The 18,515-nt window shown below is 64.1% G+C and carries 17 protein-coding genes; 6 read left to right on the forward strand and 11 right to left on the reverse strand.

The window, feature by feature from the left end; genetic code table 11:
• Nucleotides 1-209: 209 nt before the first annotated feature.
• Entirely contained in the window at nt 210-1,304 is a 1,095-nt protein-coding gene (recA, locus tag FHR70_RS06830; protein WP_183448332.1) for a recombinase RecA, read from the forward strand.
• 319 nt (nt 1,305-1,623) lie between these two features.
• Nucleotides 1,624-4,293: an alanine--tRNA ligase gene (alaS, locus tag FHR70_RS06835; RefSeq protein WP_183448334.1), complete on the forward strand. Its 2,670-nt coding sequence runs from the start codon at nt 1,624-1,626 to the stop codon at nt 4,291-4,293.
• 58 nt (nt 4,294-4,351) lie between these two features.
• On the opposite strand, the gene FHR70_RS06840 is transcribed toward alaS, so the two are convergent.
• The 7 genes from FHR70_RS06840 to FHR70_RS06870 all read right to left on the reverse strand — a co-directional run bounded on the left by FHR70_RS06840 (nt 4,352) and on the right by FHR70_RS06870 (nt 10,646).
• Nucleotides 4,352-5,635: a PQQ-dependent sugar dehydrogenase gene (locus FHR70_RS06840; protein ID WP_183448336.1), complete on the reverse strand. Its 1,284-nt coding sequence runs from the start codon at nt 5,633-5,635 to the stop codon at nt 4,352-4,354.
• Entirely contained in the window at nt 5,632-6,063 is a 432-nt protein-coding gene (locus FHR70_RS06845; protein WP_183448338.1) for a DUF2231 domain-containing protein, read from the reverse strand. Before FHR70_RS06845 ends, FHR70_RS06840 begins: the two co-directional genes overlap by 4 nt.
• 204 nt (nt 6,064-6,267) lie before the next feature.
• The gene (locus FHR70_RS06850) at nt 6,268-6,729 is read right to left on the reverse strand and encodes a GFA family protein (protein ID WP_183448340.1); all 462 of its coding nucleotides are present in this window, start codon (nt 6,727-6,729) and stop codon (nt 6,268-6,270) included.
• Between the two features lie 21 nt (nt 6,730-6,750).
• Nucleotides 6,751-7,134 carry a hypothetical protein gene (locus tag FHR70_RS06855; protein ID WP_183448343.1) on the reverse strand — a complete coding sequence of 128 codons (384 nt, stop codon included), beginning with the start codon at nt 7,132-7,134 and terminating at the stop codon, nt 6,751-6,753.
• An 896-nt stretch (nt 7,135-8,030) separates the two neighbouring features.
• Nucleotides 8,031-9,245 (reverse strand): NADP-dependent isocitrate dehydrogenase, encoded by a 1,215-nt coding sequence (locus tag FHR70_RS06860; RefSeq protein WP_183448345.1) that lies wholly within the window; start codon nt 9,243-9,245, stop codon nt 8,031-8,033.
• A 110-nt stretch (nt 9,246-9,355) separates the two neighbouring features.
• A complete protein-coding gene (locus FHR70_RS06865; protein ID WP_183448347.1) occupies nt 9,356-9,697 on the reverse strand; it encodes a phospholipase A2 family protein in 342 nt (113 codons plus the stop codon).
• Between the two features lie 202 nt (nt 9,698-9,899).
• On the reverse strand, nt 9,900-10,646 hold the full coding sequence (locus tag FHR70_RS06870) for a bestrophin-like domain (RefSeq protein WP_183448349.1): 747 nt from the start codon (nt 10,644-10,646) through the stop codon (nt 9,900-9,902).
• A gap of 129 nt (nt 10,647-10,775) precedes the next feature.
• Between FHR70_RS06870 and FHR70_RS06875 the strand changes: the two genes are divergently transcribed.
• The 4 genes from FHR70_RS06875 to rpsD all read left to right on the forward strand — a co-directional run bounded on the left by FHR70_RS06875 (nt 10,776) and on the right by rpsD (nt 14,498).
• Complete coding sequence (locus tag FHR70_RS06875) at nt 10,776-11,510, forward strand: RNA methyltransferase (protein ID WP_183448351.1); 735 nt, start codon at nt 10,776-10,778, stop codon at nt 11,508-11,510.
• Between the two features lie 64 nt (nt 11,511-11,574).
• Nucleotides 11,575-12,771 (forward strand): alpha/beta hydrolase family protein, encoded by a 1,197-nt coding sequence (locus FHR70_RS06880; protein ID WP_183448353.1) that lies wholly within the window; start codon nt 11,575-11,577, stop codon nt 12,769-12,771.
• 9 nt (nt 12,772-12,780) lie between these two features.
• Nucleotides 12,781-13,653 (forward strand): glutamate racemase, encoded by an 873-nt coding sequence (gene murI, locus FHR70_RS06885; protein WP_183448355.1) that lies wholly within the window; start codon nt 12,781-12,783, stop codon nt 13,651-13,653.
• A gap of 227 nt (nt 13,654-13,880) precedes the next feature.
• Complete coding sequence (gene rpsD, locus FHR70_RS06890; protein WP_036350633.1) at nt 13,881-14,498, forward strand: 30S ribosomal protein S4; 618 nt, start codon at nt 13,881-13,883, stop codon at nt 14,496-14,498.
• A gap of 66 nt (nt 14,499-14,564) precedes the next feature.
• Here rpsD and FHR70_RS06895 read toward each other — a convergent pair whose 3' ends face one another.
• From FHR70_RS06895 to purB, 4 genes are all read right to left on the reverse strand, one after another.
• Nucleotides 14,565-15,164 carry a Spy/CpxP family protein refolding chaperone gene (locus FHR70_RS06895; protein ID WP_183448357.1) on the reverse strand — a complete coding sequence of 200 codons (600 nt, stop codon included), beginning with the start codon at nt 15,162-15,164 and terminating at the stop codon, nt 14,565-14,567.
• 98 nt (nt 15,165-15,262) lie between these two features.
• The gene (locus FHR70_RS06900) at nt 15,263-15,814 is read right to left on the reverse strand and encodes an RBBP9/YdeN family alpha/beta hydrolase (protein ID WP_183448359.1); all 552 of its coding nucleotides are present in this window, start codon (nt 15,812-15,814) and stop codon (nt 15,263-15,265) included.
• A gap of 31 nt (nt 15,815-15,845) precedes the next feature.
• Nucleotides 15,846-17,096, reverse strand: coding sequence for a cyclopropane fatty acid synthase (locus FHR70_RS06905; protein ID WP_183448572.1), 1,251 nt, complete (start codon nt 17,094-17,096; stop codon nt 15,846-15,848).
• 73 nt (nt 17,097-17,169) lie between these two features.
• Nucleotides 17,170-18,483: an adenylosuccinate lyase gene (purB, locus tag FHR70_RS06910; protein WP_183448361.1), complete on the reverse strand. Its 1,314-nt coding sequence runs from the start codon at nt 18,481-18,483 to the stop codon at nt 17,170-17,172.
• Nucleotides 18,484-18,515: the final 32 nt, after the last annotated feature.

Consider the following 18,515-nt stretch of genomic DNA (forward strand, 5'->3'; position numbering starts at 1 on the left):
TTCGAGATGAGCCGCGTCTTGAACGACGGCTCTGCTAAACCTTTGATTTAACTGTTCTTTAACCCTGCGTCATCGTGCCCGCCGCTGGATCTGTGAATTCCTGAACGAGAACGAAAAAAGAACTTGTAAGGGGGAACAAAGTGAGTACATATATTCTCTCAACACCGCGTTGAGATTCACTCTTCCTCCTGCCATAAGGATGTTAGGTCATGTCACAGTCCTCCCTGAGACTGGTGGAAAGCTCATCAATGGATAAAGATAAATCGAAAGCTCTCGACGCGGCGCTCTCGCAGATCGAACGCGCCTTCGGCAAGGGCTCAATCATGCGGCTCGGCAAGGGGCAGCAGCCGGTTGAGATCGAAACCGTCTCGACGGGTTCGCTCGGCCTCGACATCGCGCTCGGCGTGGGCGGTCTGCCCCGCGGCCGCATCATCGAGATCTATGGGCCGGAATCGTCCGGTAAGACCACGCTGGCGCTGCACACCATTGCCGAAGCCCAGAAGAAGGGCGGCGTCTGCGCCTTCGTGGACGCGGAGCACGCGCTCGACCCGGTCTATGCCCGTAAGCTCGGGGTCAACCTGGACGATCTCCTGATCTCCCAGCCCGATACGGGCGAGCAGGCCCTTGAGATCGCCGACACTCTGGTCCGCTCCGGCGCGGTCGACGTGCTGGTCATCGACTCGGTAGCGGCGCTGACCCCGAAGGCCGAGCTCGATGGCGAGATGGGCGAGGTCCAGCCGGGCCTCCAGGCCCGTCTCATGAGCCAGGCCCTGCGCAAGCTCACCGGTTCGATCTCGCGGTCGAACACCATGGTGATCTTCATCAACCAGATCCGCATGAAGATCGGCGTCATGTACGGCAGCCCTGAGACGACGACGGGCGGCAACGCCCTGAAGTTCTACGCCTCCGTGCGCCTCGACATCCGCCGCGTCTCGACGCTCAAAGATCGCGACGATCCGATCGGCAACCAGGTGCGCGTGAAGGTCGTGAAGAACAAGGTCGCTCCGCCCTTCAAGCAGGTCGAGTTCGACATCATGTTCGGCGAGGGCGTGTCCAAGGTGGGCGAGCTCATCGATCTCGGCGTCAAGGCCGGCATCGTCGACAAGTCCGGTGCCTGGTTCTCCTACGACAGCCAGCGCCTCGGCCAGGGCCGCGAGAACGCCAAGCAGTTCCTGCGCGACAACCCTGAGGTTGCAGGCAAGATCGAGGCACTCATCCGCCAGAATGCCGGCCTGCTCGCAGACCGCATCCTGGATCAGGCGACCCCGACCGCCGACGACCTGGACGAGGGTTCCGCAGAATAAGGTTTTGCTCTCCTTCAAGGGCAAATGAAGGCCGTCGCGAGAGATCGCGGCGGTCTTTTCGTTTGTTCTCCTCAGGGGAACGAAGCGAAGGCGTCATCCCCGGTGGCCGCAGGCCGGGAAGGGGATCCACGATCAGGCTCATGTTGATGGATTCTCTTCCTCTCCGCTGACGCTCTGGCCGGGAATGACACTAGGGGACAATCGCCCCCTAGATTAGACGAGACGCCGCCTCGACAGGGCGGGCGCGGGCGGCTAAAACCGGCCACCATCACGTCTTTTCGGGCCCTGAAAAGCCCCTGCACCTTGAGCTTGAGAACCCATGAGCGGCGCCAACGAACTTCGGTCCATCAACGCAATCCGGTCGACCTTCCTCGATTACTTTGCCAGGAACGGCCACGAGGTGGTGGCCTCGAGCCCGCTCGTGCCGCGCAACGACCCGACCCTGATGTTCACGAATGCCGGCATGGTGCAGTTCAAGAACGTCTTCACCGGGGTTGAGAAGCGCCCCTACAGCACGGCGGCGACGTCTCAGAAATGCGTTCGCGCCGGCGGCAAGCACAATGACCTCGACAATGTGGGCTACACGGCGCGCCACCACACGTTCTTCGAGATGCTCGGCAACTTCTCCTTCGGTGATTACTTCAAGGAGCGGGCGATCGAGCTTGCCTGGAACCTGATCACCAAGGAGTTCGACCTGCCGAAGGACAAGCTCCTCGTCACCGTCTATCACACGGACGATGAGGCCGCCGACCTCTGGAAGAAGATCGCCGGGTTCTCGGATTCCAAGATCATCCGCATCCCGACCTCCGACAATTTCTGGCAGATGGGCGATACCGGCCCCTGCGGCCCGTGCTCGGAGATCTTCATCGACCAGGGCGACAAGCTCTGGGGCGGCCCTCCCGGCAGCCCGGAGGAGGACGGTGACCGGTTCCTCGAGTTCTGGAACCTCGTGTTCATGCAGTACGAGCAGATCGAGCCCGGCAATCGCATCGCGCTGCCCAAACCCTCCATCGACACCGGCATGGGCCTCGAGCGCGTCGCCGCGATCCTGCAGGGCGTGCATTCGAACTACGACACGGATCTGTTCCGCACCCTCATCGAGGCGGTGGCTCACGCCACCGGCGTCGCGCCGGAAGGCGACCGCAAGGTCTCGCATCGCGTGATCGCCGATCACCTGCGCACCTCCTGCTTCCTGGTCGCGGATGGCGTCCTTCCCTCTAACGAAGGCCGCGGCTACGTGCTCCGCCGCATCATGCGCCGCGCCATGCGCCATGCGCAGTTGCTCGGCGCCAAGGAGCCGCTCATGTACCGCCTCGTGCCGGCTCTCGTGCGCGAGATGGGGCTGGCCTATCCCGAGCTGATCCGTGCCGAGGCGCTGATCGTCGAGACCCTGCGGCTCGAAGAGACACGCTTCCGCAAAACCCTGGAGCGCGGCCTCATCATCCTCGACGAGGAGACCCGTAATCTCGGCGAGGGGCAGAGCCTCTCCGGGGACACGGCCTTCACCCTCTATGACACCTACGGCTTCCCGCTCGACCTGACGCAGGATGCGTTGAAGCCCCGCGGTATCGGCGTCGACACGGACGCCTTCAACGCCGCCATGCAGCGCCAGCGCGAGAAGGCCCGTGCGGCTTGGTCCGGCTCGGGCGAGGCGGCGACGGAGACCGTGTGGTTCTCCGTGAAGGAGCGCACCGGCGCCACCGAGTTCCTCGGCTACGACACAGAGACCGCCGAGGGCATCGTCCTGGCGCTGCTCAAGGATGGCCAGGAAGTCTCCGAGCTGAAGGCTGGTGAAAGCGGCCTCGTGGTGCTCAACCAGACCCCGTTCTATGGCGAGTCCGGCGGCCAGGTCGGCGATACCGGCGTGATGCAGGGCGAGGGCGCTCGCCTGTTCGTGACCGGCACCGAGAAGAAGCTCGGCGACCTGTTCGTGCATCACGTCACCGTGGAGCATGGCCCGCTGAAGCTCAACCAGTCGCTGGAGCTGGTCGTCGATCACGCGCGGCGTTCGGCCGTCCGTTCCAATCACTCGGCCACCCACCTGCTGCACGAAGCCCTGCGCCAAGTGCTCGGCGACCACGTGGCCCAGAAGGGCTCGCTGGTCGCGCCCGACCGCCTGCGCTTCGACTTCAGCCATCCGAAGCCCATCGAGGATGCGGAACTCGCCAAGGTCGAGGAGATCGCCAACAAGGTGTTGCTCCAGAACGCGCCGGTGGTCACCAAGCTCATGGCGGTCGACGAGGCGATCGAATCCGGCGCCCGCGCGCTCTTCGGCGAAAAGTACGGTGACGAGGTCCGCGTTGTTTCCATGGGCAAGGCCGACGACAACAAAACCTTCTCGGTCGAGCTCTGCGGCGGCACGCACGTGAACCGCACCGGCGATATCGGCGTCGTCACCATCGTGGGCGAGAGCGCGGTCGCGGCCGGCGTCCGCCGCCTCGAGGCCATGACGGGCGATGCCGCCCGCCGCTACCTCACTGATGAGAGCCGCCGCTTACGCGAGGTGGCAAGCCTCCTGAAGACGCCGGTGGAGGAGGTCTCGGCCCGCTTGAGCGCGCTCCTCGAGGAGCGCCGCAAGCTGGAGCGCGATCTCGCCGAGGCCCGGCGCAAGCTCGCCATGGGCGGCGGTGCGTCCGGCGGCGGCGATCCGGTCAAGGACGTGGCCGGCATCAAGCTCATGGCGCGCGCGGTCACGGGTGTCGAGATGAAGGATCTCAAGAGCCTCGCCGACGAGGGCAAGAAGCGCCTCGGCTCCGGCGTGGTTGCGATCATCGGCGTGGCGGACGACGGTAAGGCAGGCATTGTGGTCGGCGTCACCGACGACCTGACCGACAAGGTCGATGCGGTCAGCCTCGTGCGGGTGGGCTCGGAGAAGCTCGGCGGCAAGGGCGGCGGCGGACGCCGCGACATGGCCCAAGCCGGCGGCCCCGACGGTGCCCAGGCGGAAGCAGCGCTGGCGGCCATCGAGGCGGCACTGGCGGCGGCTTAAGAACAAGTGCCATCCCGGACGGCAGAGGCCGGTCCGGGATCGCTCGACGTTTAGAGCGTCAGTTCTTCGTCACGCGCCAGATCGTGTTCGACAGATCGTCGGCCACGATCAGGGCGCCCTTTGGGTCCAGTGTCACCCCAACCGGGCGTCCCCGCGTGTTGCCGTCGTCGACCAGGAAGCCGGACACGAAGTCGATCGGCTCACCAGCAGGCTTGCCGTCGCGGAATGGGACGAAGACCACCTTGTAACCCACCGGAGCGCTGCGGTTCCAGCTGCCGTGCATGCCCACAAACACGCCATCGGCGAAATTTTCGCCCATGACCGGGCTCGAGAAGGCGACGCCCAGCGCTGCCACGTGGGATCCCAGGGCGTAGTCCGGGCGGATCGCCGCTGCGACCTTTTCTGGATCCTGCGGCTGCGCGCGCGGATCGACGTTCTGGCCCCAATAGCTGTAGGGCCATCCGTAAAAACCGCCTTCCTTCACCGAGGTCAGATAATCGGGAACAAGGTCGGGGCCGATTTCGTCCCGTTCATTCACAACCGCCCAGAGCTGTCCCGAACCAGGCTGGATGGTCAGCGCCGTGGGATTGCGAAGGCCGGTCGCATAAGGCCTGTGCGCGCCCGTCTGGGCGTCGATCTGCCAGATCATCGCCCGGTCTTCCTCGGCGTCCATCCCGCGCTCGGTGATGTTGCTGTTGGACCCGATGCCCACATAAAGAAAGCGCCCGTCCGCGCTGGCGGTCATGGCCTTCGTCCAGTGATGATTGATCACTGCCGGGAGATCCGCGACCTTGGTGGGAGGCGCACTCGCCTTTGTGTCGCCGTCACGATAGTCGAAGCGTACCAGCTCATCCTGATTGGCCACGTAGATGGCCCCGTTGACGAACGCGAGACCGTAAGGCGCGTTGAGGTTGTCGGCGAAGACGCCCTGCAGTTCATACGTGCCGTCGCCATCGGCGTCGCGCAGCAGGGTCAGACGATTGCCGCCTTTCACCGAGCTCTTACCGAGGCTCTTGATGTAGCCCGCGATCAGGTCCTTGGGGCGCAGCGTCGGCGCATAGCCGCCGGATCCCTCGGCCACCAGAATATCGCCGTTGGGAAGAACCAGGGTCTGGCGCGGGATCTTGAGGTCCGTGGCGATGGGTTGAATCTTGTAGCCCTGCGGCACCTTCGGGAGGTCGTTGCCCCAGTTGGCCGGCCGCGGGATTTTCATGCTGGGCAACAAGCCGCGCTGCGGCTCGGGCAAGTTCGGGTTCGGGCCGAATTGCTGTTGTTGGGCTTCTGCGTTGCTGGCAGAGAGAGCGATGGCCAAGGTGCCGATGAGGAGGGTCGAGTGGATCATTTCACCTCTCCTGTGCGAAATCCGGAATAGCCGACCCAGGCAGCCACGAGGGCGAGCAGCGTCGTGATGGCCGAGAGGTAGAGACCTTCCGGCATGGTGGCCCAGGCGTCCTTCGCGTGGATGAGAGCGTTGACGAAGCCGAGCCCCCACATGGCGAGCAGCACGATGAAGTAGACGACCAGCCGTCCCTTGCGGGCCGGTCCCCGGCGAAACAGGTTGATCAGAGCCCAAAGCAGGGCGAAGCCGCCGCCGACCAGCCCGCCGGCGATGAGCCAGGACGAGAAATTGGCCCATTGGATGTGGAAACTTGCCCGGTAGGCGAGGTCGCTCGCCAGGGCTCCCGCGAACAGGGGAAGCGGAAAGGCGAGAAGGATGGCATGAAGAGGATGGAGCGGCCTCAGATCACCTGAGTGGGATAGGGCAACCACAGCGTTTCCTCCCGTGCCTGAAACCGGCCGCGGGTCCCGCGGCCGGCGAATGTTCGGGAGTCAATGCGTCAGCGGCCTTGAGGTTTCGGAAAAGAATCCGCAAGCCCTGATCACGCTCACTGAGAGGCTCCTGCTCTGGAGGCTTTCAATGCCACGCTCTGCGGCATTCTCCGACGACAGCGGGAGAGCTTCCGCCAAACGCCTTCAATCGTGGTCCGGGTGCTGCCGCGAAGCCATCTTCGCCAACTGTTCGGGGGAGGAGCCATCCTCCGTCCGCTCGCCGGGCAGGGTGTGCAGCATTTCGAAAACCGGGATCCTGCTCTCGATGCCATACTGGATTTCCGGCGTGACCCGGCCCGGGTCGTCGAGGCTGCCGATCGAGACAGTGATGCGGTCGTTCTCCAGGTAGGAATAGGTCAGCGGCGTGCCGCAATCCCGGCAGAACCCGCGCTCGACCGCTTCCGAGCTCCGGAAGATCCCCGGCTCGCCCTTCGTCCAGACCAGATCCTTGCGCGGCACGCCGGTGAGCGGCGCGAAGTAATTGCCGAAGGCCTTCTGGCACATGCGGCAATGGCAGATGCTGGCATGGGTCGGCTCGGACATCAGCGCATAGCGCACCCCGCCGCACTGACAGCCTCCGGTCATGATGGGTTTGGAGTTGGGCATGATCTTAGTCTCTCGTTGGATTCAAGAAGGTGGCGTCCAGGCATACTGGGGCAGGGCGAACCATAAGCCACCGGGATCCTCGTTCTGCGCACCGTTGGCGAGCCATTCGCGAACGACATTCTCGACGATCTCCTCTGGACGCGAGCCATACTGCCGCTGCACGATCCAGTCATGCGGCCCGTCAGACCCGCCGCCGAAAACCGGCACGGCTCCGCGTGAGAGCAACTCTGCGATGCAGCGGTGGACATAATCGGTCAAAGCGTCGCCTTCGAGGTCGAAACCGCGACGTGCTCCCGGCACAATCTGCCACATGCCGACTGCATCGACCGGCAACTCGCTTGCAACCTCCAAAATATGCTCGCTGATCGTATTGCCGTAAAACTTGTGTCTTGGTTCGCCGATCATTTCTTCTGAACTTTGTAGCCGTTGTTGATTTGCGGGCTATCGTTTCTGATCACATCAATAGTGATGCCATTCTGCTCGCTCCGCCGAATGCCGAAAATCGAACCATCCGGTCGGCGGTACCATTGGCCTCTGTAGCCGGGTGGAGAAGGTATCAGTTCCGCGCCAGGACTTATATTGTCGAGAACATCGCGAAACTCTTCGCGAGACACTGTCCGAACATCCGATTTAGCACGCGCATTTCGTGTCCCTATGGGTTGCCCATTTCGACGCATGATTTCGTGCATAGCTTGCGAAGCCAGCTCTCCCGTTCCTAGCTCCCTCAAACGCGCAGCCGCTTGTTGGGCTTCCGACTGGTTCGCTAGAATGCGTCCTTCGACGCCTTCATAGATGCTGGGTTTAGGTTTCCATAACGGATCGCGTCTCTGAACCTCGCGGACCAGCGCACGAGCCGGCGCGGCGGTTACGTCCAGACGTGCTTCCTGTGCCGGTGTGACGGCATGTGCCCGACCGCCAATGATCCGGTGACCGACGGGAGACGGCGTGGTTTGCGTTGAGCATACTCCGAGCGGGGTCCGCCTCCATTACCTCCGCTCGTCCATTGTCCACCGTCAGAGTTGCCGGCAGGGACGCATGGCTGGTTCGGGTTATACTGCTTGAGGGCTCTTGAAATAAGCAGCCGTCGCACTTCCAGCTGGGCGACAGCGAATGCATAGCGAGCCTTCAGCAACATATTCTGCGAATCGGCGGATCGAAACATCCAGAAACAACCTCAGCAAATAAATGTATTGTTAGAACAAATCATGAATATTGTCAAGCTTCGGACTGAAGAAAAGGGCAACAAAAAGCCCGGCACATGGCCGGGCTTTTCATCATTCCAGAGCTTGAAGGCGCTTCGATTAAGCCGCCATCGCCTTTTTGAGGTTCTCGTCGATCTTGTCGAGGAAGCCGGTGGTGGAGAGCCACTTCTGCTCGGCGCCAACGAGCAGCGCGAGGTCCTTGGTCATGTAGCCGGCCTCGACCGTGTCGATGCAGACCTTCTCGAGGGTCTGGGCGAAGCGGGCGAGCTCCTCGTTGTTGTCGAGCTTGGCGCGGTGTGCGAGGCCGCGGGTCCAGGCGAAGATCGACGCGATGGAGTTCGTCGAGGTCTCCTTGCCCTTCTGGTGCTCGCGGTAGTGGCGGGTCACGGTGCCGTGGGCGGCTTCCGCCTCGACGGTCTGGCCGTCCGGCGTCATCAGCACGGAGGTCATGAGGCCGAGCGAGCCGAAGCCCTGGGCCACGGTGTCGGACTGCACGTCGCCGTCGTAGTTCTTGCACGCCCACACATAGCCGCCCGACCACTTGAGGGCCGAGGCCACCATGTCGTCGATGAGGCGGTGCTCGTAATGGATGCCGGCGGCATCGAACTTCGCCTTGAACTCGTTGTCGTACACCTCCTGGAAGATGTCCTTGAAGCGGCCGTCATAGGCCTTGAGGATCGTGTTCTTCGTGGAGAGGTAGACCGGGTACTTGCGGTTCAGGCCATAGTTGAGCGAGGCGCGGGCGAAGTCGCGGATCGACTCGTCGAGGTTGTACATGCCCATGGCGACACCGGCATCCGGGAACTTGAAGATTTCCTTCTCGATGACCGTGCCGTCCTCACCCTCGAACTTGATTGTCAGGCGGCCCTTGCCGGGCACCTTGAAGTCCGTGGCCTTGTACTGGTCGCCAAACGCATGGCGGCCGACGATGATCGGCTGGGTCCAGCCGGGCACGAGGCGCGGAACGTTCTTGCAGATGATCGGCTCGCGGAAGATCACGCCGCCGAGGATGTTGCGGATCGTGCCGTTGGGCGACTTCCACATTTCCTTGAGGTTGAACTCCTTCACGCGGGCCTCGTCCGGCGTGATGGTGGCGCACTTCACGCCGACGCCGTACTTCTTGATCGCCTCGGCGGCCTCGATCGTGACCTTGTCGTTGGTCGCGTCGCGGTGCTCGACGCCCAGGTCGTAGTACTTCAGGTCGATGTCGAGATAGGGGTGGATCAGCTTGTCTTTGATGAACTGCCAAATGATGCGGGTCATCTCGTCGCCGTCGAGCTCGACGACCGGATTGGCAACCTTGATCTTCGCCATGATCTCACCTTGCGCTTGTAGGGCTGGAACGGACCTGCGCTGCGGCAGGTTGTTGCCGGGGCCTATAGCGCGGTTGAGGCCAGGGGGGAAGGTGGGGGCAGCAAAGGAATTCAGCCCTGTCCCGCCCGGCGCGGCATTTTCCGGGTCTCGGTGCAGATCACTGCGCTGAAGAGGGAATTCACCGTGGCGGCCTTGCTGCGGATGGCCTCCGGGATTCTCACGCTCCTGACCAGGGCGGCGGTCGCCTTGAGGAGCGCCTTGTCGCACAGGCAGGCCCCGCGGCCGACCCGCTCGTAGCAGAGATCGTGGGCCCGGCAGGCGGCGTCCAGCGCATCGACGGGGGAGGCCCGGTTCAGATCGCCCGCGCCGCACCAGTTTCCGTGGAAGAGGGGTGTAGCCGTCTCGGGAGATCCGCCGATGGAAGGCGCCGCCACGGCCGGTGGTGCAAGCATCAGGCACAACATTATGATCAGCCTCCAGGGCACTTCATAAACTCCACGCGGTCTTCAAGAAGGGACGGCGATCCGATGGCGGCAGAGGAAAAAATGCCGAGATCTTCCTCCGGTTCCTTGGGCCCGCAAGGCGGCCAGCGGGATCCAAGTCCGAGACCTGCGGCTCTTCAAGCGCCGGCCAAGGCCGTGAGGGCGACGACCTCTAACGGATCTGCTCCAGGACGCGCCGCAACGGCTCGTCCGAGACCTGGATCAGGCCCGAGGAGGGGTTGTCCATGTCCAGGATCAGGCCGAGCGAGGCCGAGATCAGGAGAGCGGCGACGATGATCGTGGTGATGATGACCGTGTTCCGGGGCGATCGATAGCCGAAGCTTGCGAAGATCAGAACGAGCCAAGCGATCACGATCACCACAAGGGGCATCGGGATGGTCCCTCCCGATTGGCCGACGATGAGCCAGCGCTGGTCAAGGACTTCCCGGTAAAGCTGTCGTGCCTCGTTCCAAAGAGACGTCTGCTGATCGTCCGTTACGCGGATCGCTCTCAGCTTGTTGCCGACTTCCTCCAGTAGAATTTCGGCCTGCCTGTCCGGGTCGACGCCGGAGCTCGCGCTCAGCGCCCGTTCCAGATAGGCGATGAGCCCTTGATGGGTTTCGTCTCCAATGGATCCCAGGGAGCGGACGGTCTTGTCGAGCAGGATGAGGTCGGTGGCATAGGCGTGGACGCCGTCATCGACCGCCTGGAAAGTGTTTTTGGCCGAATTCAGCATCAGGCCGAGCACCAAGGATGCTATGACGACGAAGACATTGGCGACGAGCCGGACCGTCGTGTTCGTATCTTCCTGAAGCTGTTTGGGCGAGAGCCTGACGTGCCAGATCAGGCAACCCAGGGATGCCCCCACCAGGAGGACGAAGGTCACCGCCGCGATCAGGACTTCAGCAGCGACGATCATTGTCTCCGGCCTGCCTTTGAACCTGCCAAACCATCTGTGAAGCTTGGGGCGGAAATCAATGTGGCGGGCTAATCCCTTGGGATGTATGGGAGGAAACCTTGTGTTAGCCGACCGGAAGCCCAGCCCGCCATGACCCGCCCGATTATCATCCTCGTCGAGCCCCAATTGGCCGAGAACATCGGCATGGTGGCCCGGGCCATGGCCAATTTCGGGCTCTCGGAATTGCGCCTCGTTTCGCCGCGCAACGGCTGGCCCAAGAAGGGAGCCCATTCGGCCGCCTCCGGCGCGACCCATGTGCTGGAAGAGGCGACGCTCTACGATACGGTTCGCGAGGCCATCGCCGACCTGAACTTCGTCTTCGCCACCACGGCGCGGGAGCGGGGGCAGATGAAGCGGGTCTTCGCGCCCGACGCCGCCATGAAGGAGGCGCAGGAGCGGCTCGGGGCAGGTCAGGGCGTCGGCATCCTGTTCGGGCGCGAGCGCACCGGGCTCGAGAACGACGAGGTGTCGCTGGCGGATGCCATCATCACCTTCCCGGTCGACCCGAAATTCTCCTCGCTCAACCTGGCGCAGGCGGTCCTTCTCGTCTCTTATGAATGGTACAAGCTCGCCACCGGCGGCGCGCTGCCTTTCGAGGGTGGCAGAATCTCTCCGCCGGCGACGCGGGAGTCGGTGACGTCGTTCTTCGACTACATCGAGGCCGAGCTCGACGCGGTCAACTTCTATCCCGAGGACAAGAAGCCGATCATGACCCGCAACATGCGGGATATCTTTCACCGCCTCGAAATGACCGAGCAGGAGGTGCGCACCCTGCGTGGGGCGATTCGTGCCCTTGCGGAAGGGCGCAGGTTGAGAAAACCTTAAGCAAATCGTGGCTTTATAACGCCCGGGCTCTATCTGCCTGAGTGTACTTAAGTTCGAGACGACGATGCGCCGCTTCCTGCTGCCTGTTCTGGTCCTTGGCGTCTCCGTTGCAGCCCCCTGGGCGCAGGCGGCAACCCCGCCGCAGCAGCCCGAGCAGGGGCCCGGCGGACGGGACTACAAGGTGACCGACGTCGTGAAGCGCGGAGTCGGCACGGCCAGCGCCGGAACCTTCGTGTTCCACGGCAGCGATGCACCCGCCAGAGCGCGCCCTGTCGTCATCTTTCTCCATTCCTGGGGCGCCGTGAACCCGGCGCTCTACGGCGGCTGGATCGACCATCTCGCCCGCAAAGGGCATCTCGTGCTCTTTCCGCGCTTCCAGGACGTGAACCGTTCGCGTCCGGCCGACGCCACCAACTTGGCCGAGACCCTGATCGAGGCCGCCCTGGCGGAACTGGCCAATGATCCGAATGCGAGGCCGGACCGGGAGCGGGTTGCCCTCATCGGCCATTCGGCCGGCGTGCCTCTCGCCCTCAATCTCGCGGCCGGGGCCGGCTCGGGCAAGGTGCCATCGCCGAAGCTGATTTTCGGTCTGATGGCGGGCGGCATCGCCTCCAACGAGAAGGAGCGCGGCATCCTCCTGCGCGACCTCTCGACCATCGACCCGCAGACCCTGATCATCACCATGAGCGGCGATCGGGATTACCTGCCTGCCGACCGCGCCTCGCGGCTCATCCTCCAGCAGGCGAGCGCCGTTCCGGCCGCCCGCAAGCTCTTCATGCGGGCAGCGTCGGACGATCACGGCTTCCCGACGATCACGGCAACGCTCGCCTCTCCGGGCTCATTGAGGGCGGATTACGATGCTGCCGCCATCAAGCTGCCGCCCGATCCGCCCCGGGATCCGAAGCAGAGAAACACCTGGCGCTGGAGCGCCGACATGGCGCTCTCCGGGCCGCAGACCATCCTGACCCAGCAGCTCGGCAACAACGTCACCGATACCCTCGATTATCTCGCCTTCTGGAAGACCTTCGACATGGCCCTCGAAGCGGCGTTTGCCGGCAAGGATGCCTCCGCTCTCGCGCGCGATCCGAAATTCGTCGATATGGGCACCTGGAGCGACGGCTGGCCCGTGCGGCGTCTCTCGGCCCAGACGCCCAAGGTCGAGGGGCAGAAGGAGGAGCCAGGCCCGCGCCGTCGGCTGAACATGGCGCCGCCGGAAACCAAGCAGGGCCTGTCCGACTTCATCGGTAAGTTGCGTTCGTAAGGGTGTGTCATGCGTGCTGATCTTCTGGCAGGGGCGACCTATAATCCTGCCGTCATGCCGTCACCTGTCCCCACCATTCTCGTCTTCGATTCCGGCCTCGGTGGTCTCACGGTCTTCTCGGAGGTCCTGAAGGCACGTCCGGACGCCCGCTATGTCTATGCGGCGGACGATGCCGGCTTCCCCTACGGACGTCTGAGCGAGACGGTGCTGGCGGAGCGGGTGGTCAGCGTCATGGAAAGGCTGATCGCCTTGCACGATCCGGACCTCGTGGTGATCGCCTGCAACACGGCATCCACAATCGTGCTGCCGCACCTGCGCGCGCGTTTCTCCGTGCCGTTTGTCGGCACCGTCCCGGCCATCAAGCCGGCCGCTCAAAGCACGCAGACGGGATATGTCACGGTGCTCGCCACCCCCGGCACGGTGGCGCGGGACTATACCCGCGACCTCATCGAAACCTATGCGGCGGGCTGCCGGGTCAACCTCGTAGGCTCCCGCCGTCTCGCGGGCATGGCCGAGGCCGAGATGGCCGGCAAGCCCGTCTCGGACGACGAGCTGATGGCTGAGCTTCAGCCCTGCTTCGTCTCGGACGAGGGCGGCCGGACGGACGTGGTGGCCCTGGCCTGCACCCATTACCCGCTGCTCCTGCCGCGCTTTCAGGCCCTAGCGTCCTGGCCAGTGACCTGGATCGATCCGGCCCCGGCCATTGCCCGCCGGGTGACGCAGCTGATCGGTCAGCCGGTGCCCGGCCACGAGGCGGACGAGAATGAGGCCGTCGCCGTGTTCACCAGCGGCGCCGGGATCAGCCCCGCCCTGCGGGGAGCTTTGCAGGACAAGGGCCTGCCGATGGTCGCCATCGAGGACATGCCGCTGCTGGTGGGATAAACCGTTCCCTCGTCATCCCGGATCTCCGCTGCGCTTCGTCCGGGATGACGGAAGAGGTCGATTGACTTTCCCGCCTTTTCCGCCTAAACCCCACCCGTTCACGCGGTCCTTATCGGGGCCGCGTAACTTTTTACGCTCCCGTGGCCCGGCTCTAAGTCGGCCTGTCGTCCTGAAAAGGAAGAGGAGGGCGCGTTCCTCGCAAATTCGACAACACAAGAGGAACAGCGATGTCGAAGCGCATTCAGGCCAAGCACAAGCTTGACCGCCGCATGGGTCAGAATATCTGGGGCCGCCCGAAGAGCCCTGTGAACCGCCGCGAATACGGCCCCGGCCAGCACGGCCAGCGCCGTAAGGGCAAGATGTCCGACTTCGGCACGCAGCTGCGCGCCAAGCAGAAGCTCAAGGGCTACTACGCCAACATCACCGAGAAGCAGTTCCGCCGCTACTACGCGGAGGCGATCCGCCAGAAGGGCGATTCCGGTGAGAATCTGGTCGGTCTGCTCGAGCGCCGTCTCGACGCGGTCGTGTACCGCGCGAAGTTCGTCGCGACCCCCTTCGCCGCCCGTCAGTTCGTCAACCATGGTCACGTGAAGGTCAACGGCCGCCGCGTGAACATTCCGAGCTTCCTCGTGAAGCCGGGTGACGTGATCGAGGTGAAGGACAAGTCGAAGCAGCTCGAGGTCGTCGTGGTGGCGAGCCAGCTCGCCGAGCGCGATGTGCCGGACTACATCGAGGTCGATCACTCCAAGATGACGGCCCGCGTGACGCGCATCCCGACCCTGTCGGAAGTGCCGTACCCGGTCCAGATGGAACCGAACCTCGTGATCGAGTTCTATTCGCGCTAATCGCCGCGAAAGCTTACTTCGATACGAAAAGGCCGCCCACCGGGCGGCCTTTTTGCTTATGTGAGCTTACTGCTGAGCCGGGGCACGTGGGCCGCCGTGGTTCATCCCGCCGCGGCCATGCTCCATCATGCCCATGCGATGATGGTCGCCGCGTCCACGGCGTCCGCCGCGCTCATGCCAGCGCGGACCGTCGTTATCGACCGCTTCGCGCAGGAGGCGGGGCGCAATCCGCTTCTGGTCCTCGGTGAGCGTATCCCAGAGGGGGCGAAGAGCCGTCGTGACGGCCGTCGAGCGCTGGGCCCGTTCCGACACCATGGCGCTGCGCCGCTCGAGGCGCTGCATGAAGTCCATGGACCGGCGTTCGTCGCGGTCGGGACGCTCCTGCATGCGGGTGAACCGCTCGCCGGCGGACGCCCGGATGGCGCTCTCAACGGGGGCCCAGAGGCGCTCCTGATCGGCAGTGAGCTTCAGGCCGGCCTTGATCGAGGCGATGCGGGCATCGACGAGGCGGTTGAAGTCATCCTGGCTCATGCGGGGGCGGCGATCCTGCCGGGTCTGATCCTGCGAGGCCGCCGGTGTCTCTGGAGCAGGGCTCTGCTGCGCCAGCGCATACGTGCCGGAGCCGGCCAAAAGAGCTGCGAGAGCGAGGGTGGCGATTGTTTTCATGCGGATATCCTCCGTGGTGACGATAAGGACAAGATTGCTCCCATCCTGCTCTCGCCCCCATGACTGCCGCATGAACTTTTCGTCATGTGGGAGGCACGTTACAGCCGCTTCAGGAAACCGGCAAACCGCATCAGCCCCTCGGGCCAGGGGCCGTGGCCGCTTTCCGTGTTGAGGTGGCCGGCATCGCCCGCATCGACCACCGCCGCCCCCCAGGCATAGGCGATGTCCTCCGCCTTGGCGTAGTCGCAGTGCGGGTCGGTGCGGCTCGCAACCAGGACCGATGGGAAGGGGAAGGGATCGCGCGGGATCGGCGCGAAGGCACGGTCGATGTCCGGGATGAAATCGGGCCGCTCCACGTCCGGCATGCTGACCAGAAAGGCGCCCTGAACCTTCCCCTTCGGCAGGCGCGGGGCTGCATGGGCGATGGCCAGCACACCAAGGCTGTGACCGACCAGCACGACCGGCTTTTCGGCGCGCTTCACGTCCTGGGCGATGCGTTCGACCCAGGCGTCCTTGTTCGGGGCGTCCCAGTTCTCCTGCTCGACCCGCCACGCGGTCGAGAGCTGGCGCTCCCATCGGCTCTGCCAATGGTCATCGCCGGAATTCGTGTAGCCTGGAACGATGAGGATGTCGCAATCGGAGGTTTTCATGCTCCCGAGATAAAGGCCGCCCGGGCCCCGTTCAAGCGCTCCTCTTCAACTCCATGCCCTCCGCCTCCTTGAGGGCGGCTTCCCGCTCGGCCATGTAGGCGCGGGTCAGGGGCACCACGTCGTTGCGCCGGGCAAGCTGGACCTGGAACACCACCGCATCCTGCCAGCGGAAGGCCGATTCCGACATGGCGAGGTAGCATTCCCACATCCGGCAGAAGCGCTCGTCATAGAGCTTCAGGACCTCTGCGCGATGGGCCAGGAAGCGCTCCCGCCAGGCCTGCAGGGTATAGGCATAGTGCAGGCGCAGGATTTCGACATCGGTGACGATCAGCCCAGCCCGCTCGATCGCCGGCATCATCTCCGACAGCACGGGCAGGTGCCCGCCCGGGAAGATGTATTTCGTGATCCAGGGGTTGGTGGGGTAGGGCGTGCCGGAGCGTCCGATGGTGTGGAGGAGCATCACGCCGTCCGCCTTCAGGAGACTGCGGCAGGTCTGGAAGTACTCGTCATAGGAGGGTGGGCCCACATGCTCGAACATGCCCACCGAGACGATGCGGTCGAAGCTGCCGGTGGTGGACCGGTAATCCTCAAGCTCGAACCGGACCCGGTCGAGCAGGCCCGCCGCCGCCGCTCGCCGGCGCGAGGCTTCGAGCTGCTCCTCGGACAGCGTGATTCCCCTGACCATGCCGGCGCCTGCCACCTGAGCCAGGTAAAGTCCCATCCCGCCCCAGCCGGAGCCGATGTCGAGGACGCTATGGCCCCGGTTCACCATCAGCTTGGCCGCGATATGCCGTTTCTTGGCGAGCTGCGCCTCCTCCAGGCTGACATTGGGGTGGTCGAAATAGGCGCAGGAATACTGACGGTCGCTGTCGAGGAAGAGCGCGTAGAGGCGGCCATCCAAGTCGTAATGATGGGCGACGTTGCGCTTGGATCGTGCCGCATCGTTCTCTGCCCGGCGCATCATCCAATTGCGGATCCTGCGCAGCCGCTTCAGGGGCAGCTCGTCCAGCTCTCCATGGATGTCCTGCAGAAGAAGCTGGAGCAGGTCGAGGATCGTGCCCCGCTCGATGACGAGACGCCCCTCGACGAACAGCTCGCCGAGCTTCAGTTCGGGGTGGAGGCACAGCGCCATTTGGGCGGCTGCATCCGTGAACCGGATCGCGACATCCGGGCCGCTGTCATCACCGAAGGTAAAGTCTCTACCCTCGGCGGTTCTCATCGTCAGGGTGCCGTGCTTCACGGCGCGCGTGAAAGCGGCGGCAAGGATCTTCTCTGACAGCATGGTCGCAATCCCCGTGCCGTTGATCTCCTGCACGGGGATTGTCTCTCGTTAAGGAAAAATGTCCAGCCGGGAGCTATGCGTTGCCGGCGCCGAAGACCCGCGTGAAGATCGTATCCACATGCTTGAAGTGGTAACCGAGATCGAAACAGGTCTCGATCTCGTCCGCCGACAGGTATTTCGTCACGTCGGCGTCGTTCTTCAGGAGGCTGAGGAAGTCGCCTTCGCCGCGCCAGACCGGCATGGCGTTGCGCTGGACGAGCCGGTAGGCGTCCTCGCGTGAGGCGCCCTTCTGGGTCAGGGCCAGCAGCACGCGCTGCGAGTGGACGAGGCCGCCGAGGCGGTCCAGGTTCTTCTGCATGTTCTCCGGATAGACCACGAGCTTGTCGATCACGTTCGTGAGCCGTGCCAGGGCGAAGTCCAGGGTCACGGTGGCGTCGGGGCCGATCATGCGCTCGACGGACGAGTGGGAGATGTCCCGCTCGTGCCAGAGGGCCACGTTCTCCATGGCCGGCATCGCATAGGCCCGGACCATGCGTGCCAAGCCTGTCAGGTTCTCGGTCAGCACCGGATTGCGCTTGTGCGGCATGGCCGACGAGCCCTTCTGGCCGGCCGAGAAGAACTCCTCGGCCTCCAGCACCTCGCTGCGCTGCAGGTGGCGAACTTCCGTGGCCAGCCGCTCGATGGAGGAGGCGATGACGCCGAGCGTCGCGAAATACATGGCGTGCCGGTCGCGGGGGATCACCTGGGTCGACACGGGCTCGACTGACAAGCCCATCTGCTCGGCCACGTATTCCTCGACGGAAGGATCGATATTGGCAAAGGTGCCGACCGCGCCCGAGATGGCGCAGGTGGAGATCTCCCGCTGGGCCTCGATGAGCCGGATCTTGCAGCGTTCGAACTCGGCATAGGCCTGCGCGAGCTTGAGGCCGAAGGTGGTGGGCTCCGCATGGATGCCGTGCGACCGCCCGATGGTCGGCGTCATCTTGTGCTCGAGGGCCCGGCGCTTGATGGCGGCCAGCAGCTCGTCCATGTCGCGCAGCAGGATGTCGGTGGCGCGGGCAAGCTGCACGTTGAACGTGGTGTCGAGCACGTCCGAGGAGGTCATGCCCTGGTGGACGAAGCGGGCTTCGGGGCCGACGATCTCGGAGAGATGGGTCAGGAACGCGATGACGTCGTGCTTGACCTCGCGCTCGATGGCGTCGATCCGCTCCACGTCGAAGGTGGCCTTGGAGCCCTTGTCCCAGACCGTCTCCGCCGCCTCCTTCGGCACGACGCCCAGATTGGCGAGCGCCGTGGTGGCGTGGGCCTCGATCTCGAACCAGATGCGGAACTTGGTTTCCGGCGACCAGATGGCCACCATCTCGGGACGGCTGTAACGGGGGATCATGGCTGTTCACTTCCACGCGGGGGATATGCCCC

It is taken from the genome of Microvirga lupini (assembly GCF_014191055.1).
GTDB classification, from domain to species: Bacteria; Pseudomonadota; Alphaproteobacteria; order Rhizobiales; family Beijerinckiaceae; genus Microvirga; species Microvirga lupini_A.

Bases quoted from the DNA above. Each gene is read 5' to 3' on its own strand.
- recA (WP_183448332.1), top strand. From the start codon at position 210: ATGTCACAGTCCTCCCTGAGACTGGTGGAAAGCTCATCAATGGATAAA.
- alaS (WP_183448334.1), top strand. From the start codon at position 1,624: ATGAGCGGCGCCAACGAACTTCGGTCCATCAACGCAATCCGGTCGACC.
- FHR70_RS06840 (WP_183448336.1), bottom strand. From the start codon at position 5,635: ATGATCCACTCGACCCTCCTCATCGGCACCTTGGCCATCGCTCTCTCT.
- FHR70_RS06850 (WP_183448340.1), bottom strand. From the start codon at position 6,729: ATGCCCAACTCCAAACCCATCATGACCGGAGGCTGTCAGTGCGGCGGG.
- FHR70_RS06855 (WP_183448343.1), bottom strand. From the start codon at position 7,134: ATGATCGGCGAACCAAGACACAAGTTTTACGGCAATACGATCAGCGAG.
- FHR70_RS06860 (WP_183448345.1), bottom strand. From the start codon at position 9,245: ATGGCGAAGATCAAGGTTGCCAATCCGGTCGTCGAGCTCGACGGCGAC.
- FHR70_RS06865 (WP_183448347.1), bottom strand. From the start codon at position 9,697: ATGCTTGCACCACCGGCCGTGGCGGCGCCTTCCATCGGCGGATCTCCC.
- FHR70_RS06870 (WP_183448349.1), bottom strand. From the start codon at position 10,646: ATGATCGTCGCTGCTGAAGTCCTGATCGCGGCGGTGACCTTCGTCCTC.
- FHR70_RS06875 (WP_183448351.1), top strand. From the start codon at position 10,776: ATGACCCGCCCGATTATCATCCTCGTCGAGCCCCAATTGGCCGAGAAC.
- FHR70_RS06880 (WP_183448353.1), top strand. From the start codon at position 11,575: ATGCGCCGCTTCCTGCTGCCTGTTCTGGTCCTTGGCGTCTCCGTTGCA.
- murI (WP_183448355.1), top strand. From the start codon at position 12,781: ATGCGTGCTGATCTTCTGGCAGGGGCGACCTATAATCCTGCCGTCATG.
- rpsD (WP_036350633.1), top strand. From the start codon at position 13,881: ATGTCGAAGCGCATTCAGGCCAAGCACAAGCTTGACCGCCGCATGGGT.
- FHR70_RS06895 (WP_183448357.1), bottom strand. From the start codon at position 15,164: ATGAAAACAATCGCCACCCTCGCTCTCGCAGCTCTTTTGGCCGGCTCC.
- FHR70_RS06900 (WP_183448359.1), bottom strand. From the start codon at position 15,814: ATGAAAACCTCCGATTGCGACATCCTCATCGTTCCAGGCTACACGAAT.
- FHR70_RS06905 (WP_183448572.1), bottom strand. From the start codon at position 17,096: ATGCTGTCAGAGAAGATCCTTGCCGCCGCTTTCACGCGCGCCGTGAAG.
- purB (WP_183448361.1), bottom strand. From the start codon at position 18,483: ATGATCCCCCGTTACAGCCGTCCCGAGATGGTGGCCATCTGGTCGCCG.